Genomic DNA, 13,309 nt, shown 5'->3' with positions numbered 1-13,309 from the left:
AGTTCGCATTTGAGAGCCCGGCGTGATCCTGACACAGCTGCCTTCGCGTACCCCCGCCATCGTTGACACCGTGGAAGACCACGGTCCCCAGGATTCGATCGCCCGTCGCTTGCGCGAACTGGGCTTCGTCAACGGCGAGGAAGTGGAAGTGGTCGCGAAGGGCCCGCTGGGCGCCGAGCCGCTGCTGGTGCAGGTGGGCTTCACCCGTTTCGCGCTGCGCCGCTCCGAAGCCGCGCGCATCCGCCTGCGCAACGGAGCGGGCGTATGAGCGCGGCGGAAGCCTCGACGTTGCGGTTGGCGCTGGTCGGCAACCCGAACTGCGGCAAGACCGCGCTGTTCAACCAGCTGACCGGCAGCCGGCAGAAGGTCGCCAACTACGCCGGCGTGACCGTGGAGCGCAAGGAAGGCCGCCTGCATTCCGCCGCATCCGGCCGCCAGTACGCCGTGCTCGATCTGCCGGGTGCGTACAGCCTGCACGCGGCCAGCCTGGACGAGGCCGTCACCCGCGATGTCTGCCGCGGCTTCTATCCGGGCGAAGCCGCGCCCGACGTGCTCGTCTGCGTCGTCGACGCGACCAACCTGCGCCTGCACCTGCGCTTCGCATTGGAAGTGCGGGAACTCGGCAAGCCGATGATCCTCGCGGTGAACATGATGGATGCCGCGCAGCGTCGTGGCATCGCCATCGATCTCGCCGCGCTGGAACGCGAACTGGGCGTGCCGGTCGTCGAGACCGTGGCCGTGAAGCACAACGGCGCGCGCGCACTCATCGAGCAGATCGACCGCACGGCGGCGCACCCACACGAACCCACCGCGCGTCTCGCCGAAGGCGCGGATATCCACGCCGAGACGCGCCGCCTGCTGTCGTTGGCGGTCAGCATGCCGACCCGCACCGCAAAGATCGACGATGCGTTGGACCGCTGGTTGCTGCATCCGGTGTTCGGTTTGCTGGCACTGGCGGTGGTGATGTTCCTGATCTTCCAGGCCGTCTACGCCTGGGCCACGCCGCTGATGGACCTGATCGAAGCGGGCACGGGCGCGCTGGGCGAGTGGGCCGGGGCCTTCCTGCCGGAAGGACCGCTCAACAGCCTGCTGGTGGACGGCATCATCGCGGGCCTCGGCGGCGTGATCGTGTTCCTGCCGCAGATCCTGATCCTGTTCGCCTTCATCCTCGCGCTAGAGGAAAGCGGCTACCTCCCGCGCGCGGCGTTCCTGCTCGACCGCATGATGGCCTCGGCGGGTCTGTCGGGTCGTTCGTTCATTCCGCTGCTCTCGAGCTTCGCCTGCGCCATCCCCGGCATCATGGCCACCCGCAGCATCCAGGACCCGCGTGATCGCCTGGCGACGATCCTGGTCGCACCGCTGATGACCTGCTCGGCGCGGCTGCCGGTCTACGCGCTGCTGATCGGTGCGTTCATTCCGCAAAAGACCGTCTGGGGCGTCTTCAACCAGCAAGGCCTGGTGCTGTTCGGCCTGTATGCCGCCGGTATCGTCAGCGCGTTGATCGTGTCCTGGGTGATGAAGAAGTGGCGTCGCGACAAAAGCGAGCATGCGCTGCTGCTGGAACTGCCTTCGTACCGCATTCCGCACCCGCGCGACCTGCTGATCGGCCTGTGGGAGCGCGCGATGATCTTCCTCAAGCGCGTCGGCGGGATCATCCTGGCGCTGACCATCCTGCTCTGGTTCCTGCTCAACTTCCCGGCACCGCCGGAAGGCGCGATCGGGCCGGCGATCGACTACAGCTTCGCAGGCCGTATCGGCCATGCCATGGCGGTCTTCTTCTCGCCGCTGGGCTTCAACTGGCAGATATGCATCGCGCTGATTCCCGGCCTGGCGGCGCGCGAAGTCGCCGTGTCTTCGCTGGCCACGATCTATGCGCTCTCTGCCGCCGACGACGACGCAGCGATCCAGGCGCTGACGCCGGTGATCAGCGACGGCTGGTCGCTGGCCACCGCGCTGTCATTGCTGGTCTGGTTCATCTACGCGCCGATGTGCATCTCCACGCTGGCGACGATCAAGCGCGAGACCAACTCGTGGAAGCAGATGGGCTTCGCGACGTTCTACCTGTTCGCGCTGGCGTACCTGGCCTCGCTGGTGACTTACCAGGTGGCCAGCGCCCTGGGCGGCGGCTGAGCCATGGATGTCTCGCTCGCACTGCAATACGCCGTCATCGCCATCCTGGTGGTGGCCAGCGTGTGGGTCGTGCTGAAGAAGCAATTCCCCGGTCCGCTGCGCAAGGCGCGGATCGCGGTGGCGCTGCCGTTGCTGCGCGAAGGGAATGCGAACTGGCAACGCATGCTGGGGCGCTGGATCGCGCCTGCGGGATCGTCTGCCAGCGATGCCGCGTGTGGCGGCTGCAACAGTTGCGGACCTGACAAGAAAAACTGATCCCGCGACGTCAGTGCCGCGTGCGGCGGCCTGCGGCCTTGCCCGTGGCAGGGTTGAGCTCGACCGACAGGACGAAGCTGCGCTGCTCGTGCGGCTGCATCGCGCCGACGCCCACCACCTGGCGGGTCACTTCTTCGCCGCGGTCGTTGCGTATGGACAGGACCACGCTGTACTCCCAGGCCGCGCCTTCGGCGGGCGGCTGCAGCGTGCCTTCAATGCGTAGCGGAGTGAGCGCAGGCGCCGCGTTGGCGCCCGCGCCCGGTTCGAAGCGCAGGTGGTGGCGGCAGCCGGGACAGACCGCCGCGCTCTCCAGGATGGTCGCCTTGCAGTGCGGGCAGGTGCGGGTGGCGCCGGCACTGCCAGGGCGGGGTTGGCTCATGCGGCGGCGCCGGACTCCGTACCGCCTGACTTGCCGCCCTTGCTGGCGACTTCGTCCCAGCCGAAATCGGCCTGACCGCGCATCCGCGAACCCGCGGCGACGGTGAGCGAACCGGCCTTGACGTCGCCGATCAGCACGCCGGAGGCGAGCAGTTCGACGCGCGCAGCCGATTCGATGTTGCCCTCGAGTTCGCCGGCGATGGTGACCTTCTTCGCCCGCACGCCGCCATTGAGCTTCGCGCCGGTCTCGATGGTCAGGTCGCCCTGCACGTTGACGTCGCCCTTGAACTTGCCGGCGATGCGGATGTGGCCCGTACCCTCGATCTTGCCTTCGATGGTCAGGTCGGAAGCGATCAGCGATTCCTTCAACGCCTCCTGCGGTGCCCGCTCGGGCGCGCGCGTGCCGGGGGGAGCGGTCACGGTGGGCGAGAAGTCGGCGACGGCCGGCGCCTCACGCACAGCGGCGGGCGTGGGCTCGGGGACGGGCGGCGTGGCCTCTTTTTTCGCGGGGCCTTGGTCTTTCCAGATGGACATGCAGGGGATGCTCCGGGGGACGTGGACGCTGGACTATCGCCAATGACGGGGCCCTCACGTTGTGATCACGCCTGCCAAACGGCAATGCCACATCGTCCGCGTCGCACCGGTTCACCTGCCAGCCGGAGTTGTCGACGCGCCTCTCACATGTCTGAAGTGGGGCAGGACTCAGCGCCCGCCGGCGACATCGATGAAGGTGCCCGTCGAATAGGCCGCTTGCGCGGACAGCAGCCACAGGATGGCTTCCGCCACTTCCTCGGGCTGGCCGCCGCGCCGCATCGGCACGAAGGCCTTGACCCGCTCGACCCGTCCGGGCTCGCCACCGTCGGCGTGCATGTCGGTGTAGATGAAGCCCGGTCGGACCGCGTTGACGCGTATCCCTTCCTGCGCGACTTCCTGTGCCAGGCCCACAGTCAATGAATCCATTGCGCCCTTGGATGCGGCGTAGTCGACGTACTCGCCCGGCGAGCCGGTCTTCGCCGCGACAGACGATACATTGACGATCGCACCGCCGGCGCCGCCGTGACGGGCGGACATCCGTCGCACCGCTTCGCGGCAGCAGAGCAGGGTGCCGGTGACGTTGGTGGCGAGGATGCGGCCGATGCGGGCAGCGTCCATCGCGTCCACGCGCATCTGCGTTTCCAGGATGCCGGCGTTGTTGACCAGTGCGGTCACCGGCCCCAGTGTCTCGTCCAGCCGAGCGAGCATGGCGACCACCTCTGCTTCGTCCGACACGTCGGCTTGCAAGGCGACCGCACGGCCGCCGGTCGCGGTGATCCGCTGCACGATGGAAGCCGCCGCATCCGCATCGCGACGGTAGTTCACGCCAACCGCGTAACCGCGTTCGGCCGCCAGCAAGGCCGTCGCCGCACCGATGCCGCGACTCCCTCCGGTGACGAGAATCACCTGCGATGCCATCGACTACATCCGGAACACGCCGAACTTCGCCGGCTCGATCGGCGCATTGAGCGACGCCGAAATGCCCAGGCCCAGCACGCGGCGCGTGTCGGCGGGGTCGATGATGCCGTCGTCCCACAAGCGGGCCGTGGCATACCACGGGCTGCCCTGGCTTTCGTATTGCTCGCGGATCGGCGCCTTGAATGCGTCCTCATCCTCGGGCGACCACGTCTTGCCCGCCGCCTCGATCCCGTCGCGCTTCACCGTGGCCAGCACGCTGGCAGCCTGCTCACCGCCCATCACGCTGATACGCGCGTTCGGCCACATCCACAGGAAGCGCGCGCCGTAGGCGCGACCGCACATGGCGTAGTTGCCCGCGCCGAAGCTCCCGCCGATCACGACGGTGAACTTGGGTACAGAGGAGCACGCGACCGCGGTGACCATCTTCGCCCCGTCCTTGGCGATGCCGGCGTTCTCGTACTTGCGACCGACCATGAAGCCGGTGATGTTCTGCAGGAACACCAGCGGAATGCCGCGCTGGTTGCACAGCTCGATGAAGTGCGCGCCCTTGAGCGCGCTCTCGCCGAACAGGATGCCGTTGTTGGCGATGATGCCGACGGGATAGCCGTGCAGATGGGCGAAGCCGGTGACCAGCGTCTTGCCGTAGCGCGCCTTGAATTCGTCCAGTTCGCTACCGTCGGTGATGCGGGCGATGACCTCGCGGATGTCGAACGGTCGGCGCGTATCCTTCGGCACGATGCCGTAGAGCTCTTCGGCGGCGTAAAGCGGCTCGCGTGCTTCGCGCACGGCGACCGGAACGGGCTTGCGCCGGTTGAGGTGGCCGACGATGCCGCGCGCGATCTCCAGCGCATGGCGGTCGTCCTCGGCGAAGTGGTCGGCCACGCCGGACACACTGGTGTGCACGTCGGCGCCGCCGAGCGCTTCGGCATCCACCACTTCGCCGGTGGCGGCCTTCACCAACGGCGGGCCGCCGAGGAAGATCGTGCCTTGCTCGCGAACGATGACGCTCTCGTCGCACATCGCCGGCACGTAGGCGCCGCCGGCGGTGCAGCTGCCCATCACCACCGCGATCTGCGGGATGTTCTCCGCGCTGAGCCGTGCCTGGTTGTAGAAGATGCGGCCGAAGTGCTCACGGTCCGGGAAGACCTCGTCCTGCAGCGGCAGGAACGCGCCGCCGGAGTCGACCAGGTAGATGCACGGTAGCCGGTTCTCGCGCGCGATTTCCTGCGCGCGCAGGTGCTTCTTCACCGTCATCGGGAAATAGGTGCCGCCCTTGACGGTGGCATCGTTGGCGACGACGACCACTTCCAGCCCCATCACCCTGCCGATGCCGCACACCATGCCCGCCGAAGGCGCCGCGCCGTCGTACATGTCTTCGGCGGCGAGCGGTGCGATCTCCAGGAACGGCGAACCCGGGTCGAGTAGGGCGGTGATGCGATCACGCGCAAGCAGCTTGCCGCGCTCGGTGTGCTTGCCGCGCGCTTTCTCGCCGCCACCGTCGGCGGCACGCGCGAGCCGGCGGTCCAGTTCCTGCACCAGCACCCGGTGGTAGGCCGCGTTAGCGGTGAAGTCGGGCGAGCGCGGATCGAGTTGCGAAGCGATGGCAGGCATGCGGCACGCGAAAGCGGGAAAGGCGGCATCAGACCACAAAGCCCGGCATGCGCCAAACCGCAGTGCAAAAGAAAAGGCCCGCTTGCGCGGGCCCTTTCCGATTCGCGCGAAGGCGAGTCGATTACTTCTTGACTTCTTCAGCCTTGGCTTCGGCCTTGTCGGCCACTTCAGCAGCCTTGTCGGCGGTCGCCTGGGCGGCGTCGGCGGTGGCCGAAGCAGCGGCGGCGGCAGCGTCGGTGGCAGCGGCTTCGGTCGCGGCGGCGGCGTCGCCAGCGGCGGCGGTCGCGGCAGCAGCGGCGTCGGAGGTCGCGGCAGCGGCGGCGTCGCCGGCGGCAGCAGCGGCGTCGCCAGCGGCGGTGGCAGCGTCACCAGCGGCAGCGGCGGCCTGGTCGGCGGCAGCGGCGGCGTCGGCGGCAGCGGCGTCGGTGGACTCGCTCTTCGTGCAGGCGCTCAGGGCCAGGACGGCGGCGACCAGCAGGACGGTGCTCTTGATCTTCATGTGGATCCCCAAATCGGTATGTGTGTGGAAGGTGGCGCCGGGAAGGCGACGTGTTCGTCCGTTGAGGAGGCCGAACCGGGATGCCGGACCCGGATACAGAAAAAGCCGCCAGCGAACTGGCGGCTTCTTCAGTTTAACGCTAAATCAGGCAACCGCCAGCAGATTACTGCTTGGTGGCTTCCTTGGCAGCGTCGGTCGCAGCTTCGGCGGTGTCAGCAGCCTGGGCAGCGGCGTCGGCAGCAGCGTCAGCGGCTTCGCCGGTGGTGGCGGCAGCAGCGTCGGTCGCGGCGGTCGAAGCAGCGTCGGCGGCAGCGGCAGCGGCGTCGGCCGACTGCTGGGCGGCGTCGGCGGTGGCTTCGCCAGCGGCGGCGGAGGCGTCGGCAGCAGCCTGGGCTTCGGTCGAAGCGGCAGCGGCGTCAGCGGCGGCGTCAGCAGCCTGCTCCTGGTTCGAGCACGCAGCCAGGGCGAAACCCAGAGCCAGCGCGATCAGAGCCTTGTTCATGGTCATCTTTGCATTTCCTCGTCGTTAGTTAGGCAACGCGCAATTGCGCGCCTGCAACATGATGACAAGCCCATTACCGCTGTCAAGCGGTTGGCCGGTTATCTTTGTCAATCCGTTGTTAAACCCTATGGGGCGAAGGAAAACGCGCGCGCCTTCGCCCCAAACTGCGCAAAACCTCAGGCCACCTCGACCGCGATCGCGGTCGCTTCGCCACCGCCGATGCACAGGGTGGCGATGCCGCGCTTGAGGCCACGGACACGCAGCGCGTTGATCAGGGTCACCACCAGGCGGGCACCGGACGCGCCGATCGGATGGCCGAGCGCACAGGCGCCGCCGTTGACGTTGACCTTGGCGTGTGGGATGCCCAGTTCCTTGATCGGCGCCATCGCCACCACGGCGAACGCTTCATTGACCTCGAACAGGTCCACCTGGTCCACCGTCCAGCCGACCTGCTTCAGCAGCTTGTCGATGGCGGCGACCGGCGCGGTGGTGAACCATTCCGGTGCCTGCGAATAGGTGGCATGGCCGACGATCTTCGCCAACGGCTGCAGGCCGCGCTTGGCGGCTTCGTCGGCGCTCAGCAGGACCGTCGCGGCGGCGCCGTCGGAGATGCTGGACGAGCTGGCAGCGGTGACGCTGCCGTCCTTCTTGAAGGCGGGCTTGAGGGTCGGGATCTTGGCGATGTCGGACTTGCCCGGCTGCTCGTCGGTGGCCACCTCGACCTCGCCCTTGCGGGTCGCGACCTTGACCGGGACGATCTCGCCATCGAACGCGCCGGAGGCTTGCGCGGCCTGGGCGCGGGTCACCGATTCGATGGAGTAGGCATCCTGCTCCTCGCGGGTGAAGCCGAACTTGGCTACGGTGGCCTCGGCGAACACGCCCATCGGTTGGCCGTCGTACGGGCTGGTCAGGCCGTCCCACGCCATGTGGTCCACCGCCTGGAAGTTGCCGTAGCGGTTGCCGGTGCGCGAGTTGGGGATCAGGTGCGGCGCATTGCTCATGGATTCCATGCCGCCGGCGACCACGATGCTGGCCGACCCGGCCTTGATCAGGTCATGGCCCAGCATGATGGCCTTCATGCCCGAGCCGCAGACCTTGTTGATGGTCGTGGCGCCTGCGGCGTCCGGGATACCGGCGGCGCGCGAGGCCTGGCGAGCGGGTGCCTGGCCGAGGTTGGCCGGCAGCACGCAGCCCATGATGACCTCGGACACGTCCGCGGCCGGGATCCCCGACTGTTCCAGCGCCGCCGCGATGGCGGCCGCGCCCAGCGTAGGGGTGGGGACGCCGTTGAACTGGCCAAGGAACGAACCGATGGCGGTACGTTTGGCGGCGGCGATGACGATGTCGGACATGGGGGACTTCCCGCGTGGAGTGAGATCCCGATTATCCCGCCCCGGCCCGACGGCGGGCAAATCGGCCGTTCGTACAGGGTCGCATGCCCCGACGCGGCGTATGCTCGGGCCGGAGGGGAGAGCTATATGTCAGAAGAACCGTCCGCAGACACGGTGCCGCGCGCCTTTGTCGTGCCCTGCGCGACCCTGGACGCGGGCGCGCCGTGGCGCTGGCTGCGCGCCGGCTGGCGAGACCTGCGCCGGGCGCCGGGTCTGTCGCTGCTGTTTGGCGGAGTAATCGTGCTGGTGAGCGCCGGTATCTCGTGGCTGGCCTTCGTGCTGGGCCGGTTCGCGCTGCTGGCGACCCTGCTGTCGGGGTTCGTGTTCGTCGCGCCGCTGATCTGCGTAGGACTGTATTGCGTGAGCCGTGCGCTGGAGCAGGAGCGCACGCCGCGCCTGCGCGATTCATTCGTGCTCGCTCGTCGCGTACTGGGGCAGGCGGGCGTATTCGCGCTGGGGCAGGGGGTGATCATCCTGCTGTGGTCGCGCGCCGGGATGATGGTCAGCGCGTTCTTCCCGTTCGATGGAAGCGATCCGGGTGCGTTCTGGGAATTCCTGGCGCTGGGCTCGGTCATCGGCGCGGTGTTCGCCGCGCTGACGTTCGCGGTGACCGCGTTATCGCTGCCGATGATCGCCGACCGCGACGTCGACATGGTCACGGCCGCCGTTTCCAGCGTGCATGCCGTGATGCGCAACAAGGGCGTGATGGCCGTATGGGGCCTGGTGCTGGTCGCCCTGACCGCGATCGGCTTCGCCACCGCGCTACTCGGGTTGGCGATCCTGATGCCCTGGCTGGCCTACGCCAGTTGGCACGCCTATCGGGAAACGCTGGATGCAACGTCGTGGCCAGCCCTGGATGGCGCTGGTGCGAAGTAGGGCGGGCTTCAGCCCGCCATCACTAGATGGTGGGCCAAGGCCCACCCTACGACGGGCAGATCAACCGCGACCGTCGAACAACTCCCGCCCAATCAGCATGCGGCGGATTTCATTCGTCCCGGCGCCGATGGCGTAGAGCTTCGCATCGCGCAACAGGCGGCCGGCGGGGTACTCGTTGATGTAGCCGTTGCCGCCCAGCGACTGGATGGCTTCCAGCGTCACCTGCACCGCGGCTTCCGACGCGTGCAGCAGGCAGCCTGCCGCCGCGGCGCGCGAACCCTGGCCTTCGTCGAAGCCGCGCGCCACCTGGTAGGCGAAGGCGCGGCTGGACTGCAGCGCGGTGTACATGTCGGCCAGCTTGCCCTGCATCAGGCCGAACGTGCCGATGGCCGCGTCGAACTGCTTGCGCTCGCGCACGTAGGGCAGGGTGATGTCGAGCGCGGCCTGCATCAGGCCGATGGGTCCGCCGCTCAGCACCAAGCGCTCGGTGTTCAGGCCGCTCATCAGCACGCGCACGCCCTGGTTGACCTCGCCCAGCACGTTCTCGGCAGGGATCTCGCAGTTCTCGAACACCAGTTCGCAGGTGTTGCTGCCGCGCATGCCCAGCTTGTCGAGCTTCTGCGCGGTAGAGAAGCCCTTCATGCCGCGCTCGACGATGAAGGCGGTCATGCACTTGCTGCCCGCATCCTTGCCCGCGGTGCGCATGTAGACCAGCAGCACGTCGGCTTCCGGCCCGTTGGTGATCCACATCTTGTTGCCGTTGGCGACCCAGACGCCATCCCAGAGTTCGGCGCGGCAGCTCATCGAGCCGACCACGTCGGAGCCGGCGCCGGGTTCGCTCATCGCGAGCGCGCCTTTCCACTCGCCGCTGGACAGCTTCGGCAGGTACTTCGCGCGCTGGGCGGCGTTGCCGTTGAGGTAGAGATTGGACATGCACAGGTTGGAGTGCGCGCCGTAACTCAGGCCGACCGAACCCGACGCCCGCGAGATTTCCTCCATCGCGACCAGGTGGGCCAGATAGCCCATGCCGCTACCGCCGAACTCGGGGTCGACGGTGATGCCCAGCAGGCCCAGCTCGCCCAGCTTGGGCCACAGGTCCTGCGGGAACGCATTGTCGTGGTCGATCTGCGCCGCACGCGGCGCGATCTCGGTCTGCGCGAACCGCTGCACGGCCTCGCGCAGCGCATCCAACTCTTCGCCCAGCGGAAACCCGCTGACGGTATCCGGTCGCATTCGGTCCTCCCTCCTCCGCGGCCCAACTTCCAGGTTTTCGGTAACGCCTTCGGTCTCAGTGCTCGCCGCGCAGGTGGCCCATGAAGCGCGGCGCGGTGCGGCCCAGCGGCAGCTTCAACTTGCCGATGGCCTTCATGCGCGCCTCGGCGATCTGGTCGGCCGCGTACTGCGGCGCGATGCCTTCCTTCTCGGCCAGGTCGAAGATCTTGCCGACCGTGTGGTAGATCGTCCGCATCATGCGCATCGCGCGTTCGCGGTTGTAGCCGTCGATCTCCAGCGACACATTCATCACGCCGCCCGCGTTCACCGCGTAGTCCGGTGCGTACAGGATGCCGCGCTTGGCCGCTTCCACGCCGGTCACGTGCGACATCTGGTTGTTCGCGGTGCCGCAGATCACCTTCGCCTTCAGGCGGGGCAGGGTCTGCTCGTTGATCGCGTACTCCAGCGCGCAGGGGCTGAACACGTCCACCGGCAGGTCGTAGATCTCGTCCGGCTTCACCGCTTCGGCGCCGTACTCCTCCACCGCGTGCTCGACCAGCGCCGGGTTGAGGTCGGTGACGAACAGCTTGGCGCCGCGCTCCTTCAGCAGTTTCACGAACTCCATGCCGATGTGGCCCAGGCCCTGCACGGCATAGCTGTACTTGCCGATCTCTTCGTTGCCGAACTTGCGGTTCAGCGTGGCCATCAGGCCCTGCAGTGCACCGTAGGCGGTGAACGGGGCCGGGTCGCCCGAGCCGCCATGCACCTGGTGCACGCCGACGACGTATTCGGTCTCGCGATAGACATTTTCCATGTCGTTGACGTCGGTACCGACGTCCTCGGCGGTGATGTAGCGGCCGCCCAGCGAGTCCACGTAGCGGCCGAAGGAACGGAACAGCACCTCGGTCTTGTCCTGGCTGCTGTCGCCGATGATCACGGCCTTGCCGCCGCCGACGTTCAGGCCGGCCAGCGCGTTCTTGTAGGTCATGGTGCGGCTCAGCCGCAGTGCGTCGGTCAGCGCCAGCGCGCTGTCGGCGTAGGGCCGCATGCGCACGCCGCCCAGTGCCGGGCCGAGCACGGTGCTGTGGATGGCGATGATGGCCTTCAACCCGGCATCCGGGTTGTGGCAGAAGATGACCTGTTCGTGGCCGGAGGTGTCGAGCGTTTCGAAAATCATGGGTGGGCTCCGGTGCGCGGGTGGAACCGGCGCGGGCTTGCCTTCACGGCTAACGGGTTGTCAGAAAAGAAAAAAGCGACGTTTCCGGATTCCGCCGTGGTCGTCGCTGGCCGCCAGTTTAATCCAATCGTCCTCCGGCGAGATGACAGCCGCCTGGGGGCGGGGTGACCTCCGGCCTATTGTGAGAAGCGAACGACCGTGCTATTTCTGTCACCATGAGTCCCCAGGCCGCCACCCACAAAGGCAATGCCACCCGCGAGATGATCGTCGCGCGGGCCTACGACATCGCTGCCCGGCACGGGTTGGAAGGCCTGTCGATCGGTGAGCTGGCCACGGCCGCCGGCATGTCGAAGAGTGGCGTCTTCGCCCACTTCGGCTCCCGCGAAGACCTGCAGCTGACCGTGCTGGAGTGGACGGCCGAGCGCTACGCCCGTGCCGTGATCGGGCCGGCCATCAGCCAGCCGCGCGGCCTGCCGCGCCTGCGCGCCATCATGGAACACTGGTTCCAGTGGGTCTGCGACAACCCGGATGGCTGCGTCATTCTGGCCGCCGCCCACGAGTACGACGCCCGCCCGGGCCTGCTGCGCGACCGCATCGTCGATTGGCTGCTGCAGCTGCGCCAGCAATTGGTCAAGGCGATCGGCATGTGCATCGACACCGGTGAGCTGTCGCCAAAGACCGATCCGGTCCTGCTCGCGTTCGAACTGTTCGCCGTCGCCCAGGGCCTGCACGACGCCCGGCTTTACGACGCCGAACAGGCACCGTTGCTCGCCCGCCGTTCCCTGGACCGCCTGCTGGCGTCCTACGGCGCCCCCGCTGTCTCCACCCCTGCCTGACGCCCCCGAGGTCCACCGCCATGGCCGCTGTCACTGTCCGTCAAAATAGCACGACCGTTCGTAAACCCCTCGCGTTGCGCCTGCTGAGCGCCCGTCTCGCCGTCGGCAGTTGGTTGGCCCCTCGCAGCACGCTGACCCGGGCGTTCCAGCTGTTCTGCACGCCGATGCCCGGTGCCCGCACGCGGGCCAGGCAGGCCGACACCGGCGGCGCGCGGCTGGGCGAACTGGCCTTCGGCCGCGAACGCCTGACTACCTATACATGGGGCGATCCGGCCCGCGAACCGACCGTGCTGCTGGCCCATGGCTGGTCCAGTTTCGGCCTGCGCTTCCTGCCGTGGGTGGAACCGCTGCGTCGCGCCGGCTATGCCGTGGTGACGTTCGACCAGCCGGCGCATGGCCGCAGCAGCGGACGCCGCGCCACGCTGCCGATGTTCGCCGAAGCGATCGCCCGGGTCGCCGACCACACCGGTCCGCTGGCCGCCGTCGTCGGTCATTCGCTCGGCGGCGCTGCGAGCGCGATCGCAATGGCGCGCGGGCTGCAGGCCGAGCGCGTGATCCTGCTGGCGCCCGCCGCCGATCCTTTCGATGCCGCGCGCCGCTTCGGCGGCATGGTGGGGCTGGCACAGTTCCTCAGCCGGCGGCTGTTCGACGAATACCAGGAACTCACCGCGCACGACATCCGCGACCTGCACGCGCAGACCACCGCGCCGCAGATCGCGCGGCCCGGCCTGGTCGTGCACGACCTGGAAGACACCGACGTGCCGTGGTGCGAAGGCGAGCGTTATGCGCGCTACTGGCCGCAGGCCACGTTGCTCAGCACGAACGGGCTCGGCCACCATCGCGTGACCATCGCGCCGGAAACGCTTGATGCCGCCTTGCGCTTCCTGCGCGGCGAAACCGTCGGCCAGCGCGTCGTATCCACGCGCGAGCTGCCGTTCGGCCTCTGTTGAGCGCTGTCCGCATCGGGGTGCTTGCTAGACTCAGCGCCCC

Annotated in this window: 15 protein-coding genes; 6 read left to right on the top strand and 9 right to left on the bottom strand. The window is 68.0% G+C overall.

Features of this window, described 5'->3' with window-relative positions:
* The first annotated feature begins 22 nt into the window (after positions 1 to 22).
* The 3 genes from BM365_RS02840 to BM365_RS02830 are packed head-to-tail and all read left to right on the top strand — an operon-like array spanning position 23 to position 2,385.
* Positions 23 to 268, top strand: coding sequence for a FeoA family protein (locus BM365_RS02840; RefSeq protein WP_093486415.1), 246 nt, complete (start codon positions 23 to 25; stop codon positions 266 to 268).
* A complete protein-coding gene (gene feoB / locus BM365_RS02835; protein ID WP_093486413.1) occupies positions 265 to 2,130 on the top strand; it encodes a ferrous iron transport protein B in 1,866 nt (621 codons plus the stop codon). Before BM365_RS02840 ends, feoB begins: the two co-directional genes overlap by 4 nt.
* A 3-nt stretch (positions 2,131 to 2,133) precedes the next feature.
* Entirely contained in the window at positions 2,134 to 2,385 is a 252-nt protein-coding gene (locus BM365_RS02830; protein WP_093486411.1) for a DUF6587 family protein, read from the top strand.
* A 10-nt stretch (positions 2,386 to 2,395) separates the two neighbouring features.
* Here the strand turns inward: BM365_RS02830 and BM365_RS02825 are convergent, their stop codons facing one another.
* The 7 genes from BM365_RS02825 to BM365_RS02795 form a co-directional block, all read right to left on the bottom strand.
* A complete protein-coding gene (locus BM365_RS02825; RefSeq protein ID WP_093486409.1) occupies positions 2,396 to 2,764 on the bottom strand; it encodes a hypothetical protein in 369 nt (122 codons plus the stop codon).
* Positions 2,761 to 3,297, bottom strand: a complete 537-nt coding sequence (locus BM365_RS02820) for a bactofilin family protein (protein ID WP_093486407.1) — start codon at positions 3,295 to 3,297, stop codon at positions 2,761 to 2,763. The genes BM365_RS02825 and BM365_RS02820 overlap by 4 nt, the downstream gene beginning before the upstream one ends.
* 168 nt (positions 3,298 to 3,465) lie before the next feature.
* A complete protein-coding gene (locus BM365_RS02815) occupies positions 3,466 to 4,215 on the bottom strand; it encodes an SDR family oxidoreductase (protein WP_093486405.1) in 750 nt (249 codons plus the stop codon).
* 3 nt (positions 4,216 to 4,218) lie between these two features.
* On the bottom strand, positions 4,219 to 5,826 hold the full coding sequence (locus tag BM365_RS02810; protein WP_093486403.1) for a carboxyl transferase domain-containing protein: 1,608 nt from the start codon (positions 5,824 to 5,826) through the stop codon (positions 4,219 to 4,221).
* Positions 5,827 to 5,947: 121 nt separating this feature from the next.
* Positions 5,948 to 6,325 (bottom strand): hypothetical protein, encoded by a 378-nt coding sequence (locus BM365_RS02805; protein ID WP_093486401.1) that lies wholly within the window; start codon positions 6,323 to 6,325, stop codon positions 5,948 to 5,950.
* Between the two features lie 163 nt (positions 6,326 to 6,488).
* Positions 6,489 to 6,833, bottom strand: coding sequence for a hypothetical protein (locus BM365_RS02800; RefSeq protein WP_056880473.1), 345 nt, complete (start codon positions 6,831 to 6,833; stop codon positions 6,489 to 6,491).
* A gap of 170 nt (positions 6,834 to 7,003) precedes the next feature.
* Positions 7,004 to 8,179 carry a thiolase family protein gene (locus tag BM365_RS02795; RefSeq protein WP_093486399.1) on the bottom strand — a complete coding sequence of 392 codons (1,176 nt, stop codon included), beginning with the start codon at positions 8,177 to 8,179 and terminating at the stop codon, positions 7,004 to 7,006.
* A gap of 126 nt (positions 8,180 to 8,305) precedes the next feature.
* On the opposite strand from BM365_RS02795, the gene BM365_RS02790 reads away from it, so the two are divergent.
* Positions 8,306 to 9,094, top strand: a complete 789-nt coding sequence (locus tag BM365_RS02790; RefSeq protein ID WP_093486397.1) for a DUF2189 domain-containing protein — start codon at positions 8,306 to 8,308, stop codon at positions 9,092 to 9,094.
* A gap of 60 nt (positions 9,095 to 9,154) precedes the next feature.
* Here BM365_RS02790 and BM365_RS02785 read toward each other — a convergent pair whose 3' ends face one another.
* Positions 9,155 to 10,327: an isovaleryl-CoA dehydrogenase gene (locus BM365_RS02785; protein WP_093486395.1), complete on the bottom strand. Its 1,173-nt coding sequence runs from the start codon at positions 10,325 to 10,327 to the stop codon at positions 9,155 to 9,157.
* A gap of 55 nt (positions 10,328 to 10,382) precedes the next feature.
* On the bottom strand, positions 10,383 to 11,483 hold the full coding sequence (locus BM365_RS02780; RefSeq protein ID WP_093486393.1) for a Glu/Leu/Phe/Val dehydrogenase dimerization domain-containing protein: 1,101 nt from the start codon (positions 11,481 to 11,483) through the stop codon (positions 10,383 to 10,385).
* Positions 11,484 to 11,698: 215 nt separating this feature from the next.
* Here BM365_RS02780 and BM365_RS02775 point away from each other — a divergent pair, with 215 nt between their 5' ends.
* Together BM365_RS02775 and BM365_RS02770 are read left to right on the top strand one after the other, a co-directional pair.
* Positions 11,699 to 12,319 (top strand): TetR/AcrR family transcriptional regulator, encoded by a 621-nt coding sequence (locus BM365_RS02775; RefSeq protein ID WP_093486391.1) that lies wholly within the window; start codon positions 11,699 to 11,701, stop codon positions 12,317 to 12,319.
* Positions 12,320 to 12,393: 74 nt separating this feature from the next.
* Positions 12,394 to 13,269 (top strand): alpha/beta hydrolase, encoded by an 876-nt coding sequence (locus BM365_RS02770; protein WP_233210774.1) that lies wholly within the window; start codon positions 12,394 to 12,396, stop codon positions 13,267 to 13,269.
* Positions 13,270 to 13,309 lie beyond the last annotated feature (40 nt).

The organism is Pseudoxanthomonas sp. YR558 (assembly GCF_900116385.1).
In the GTDB taxonomy this organism is placed as follows: domain Bacteria; phylum Pseudomonadota; class Gammaproteobacteria; order Xanthomonadales; family Xanthomonadaceae; genus Pseudoxanthomonas_A.
The sequence above is the reverse complement of the archived record's forward strand: the minus strand, read 5'-3'. Positions and strand labels throughout refer to the sequence as shown.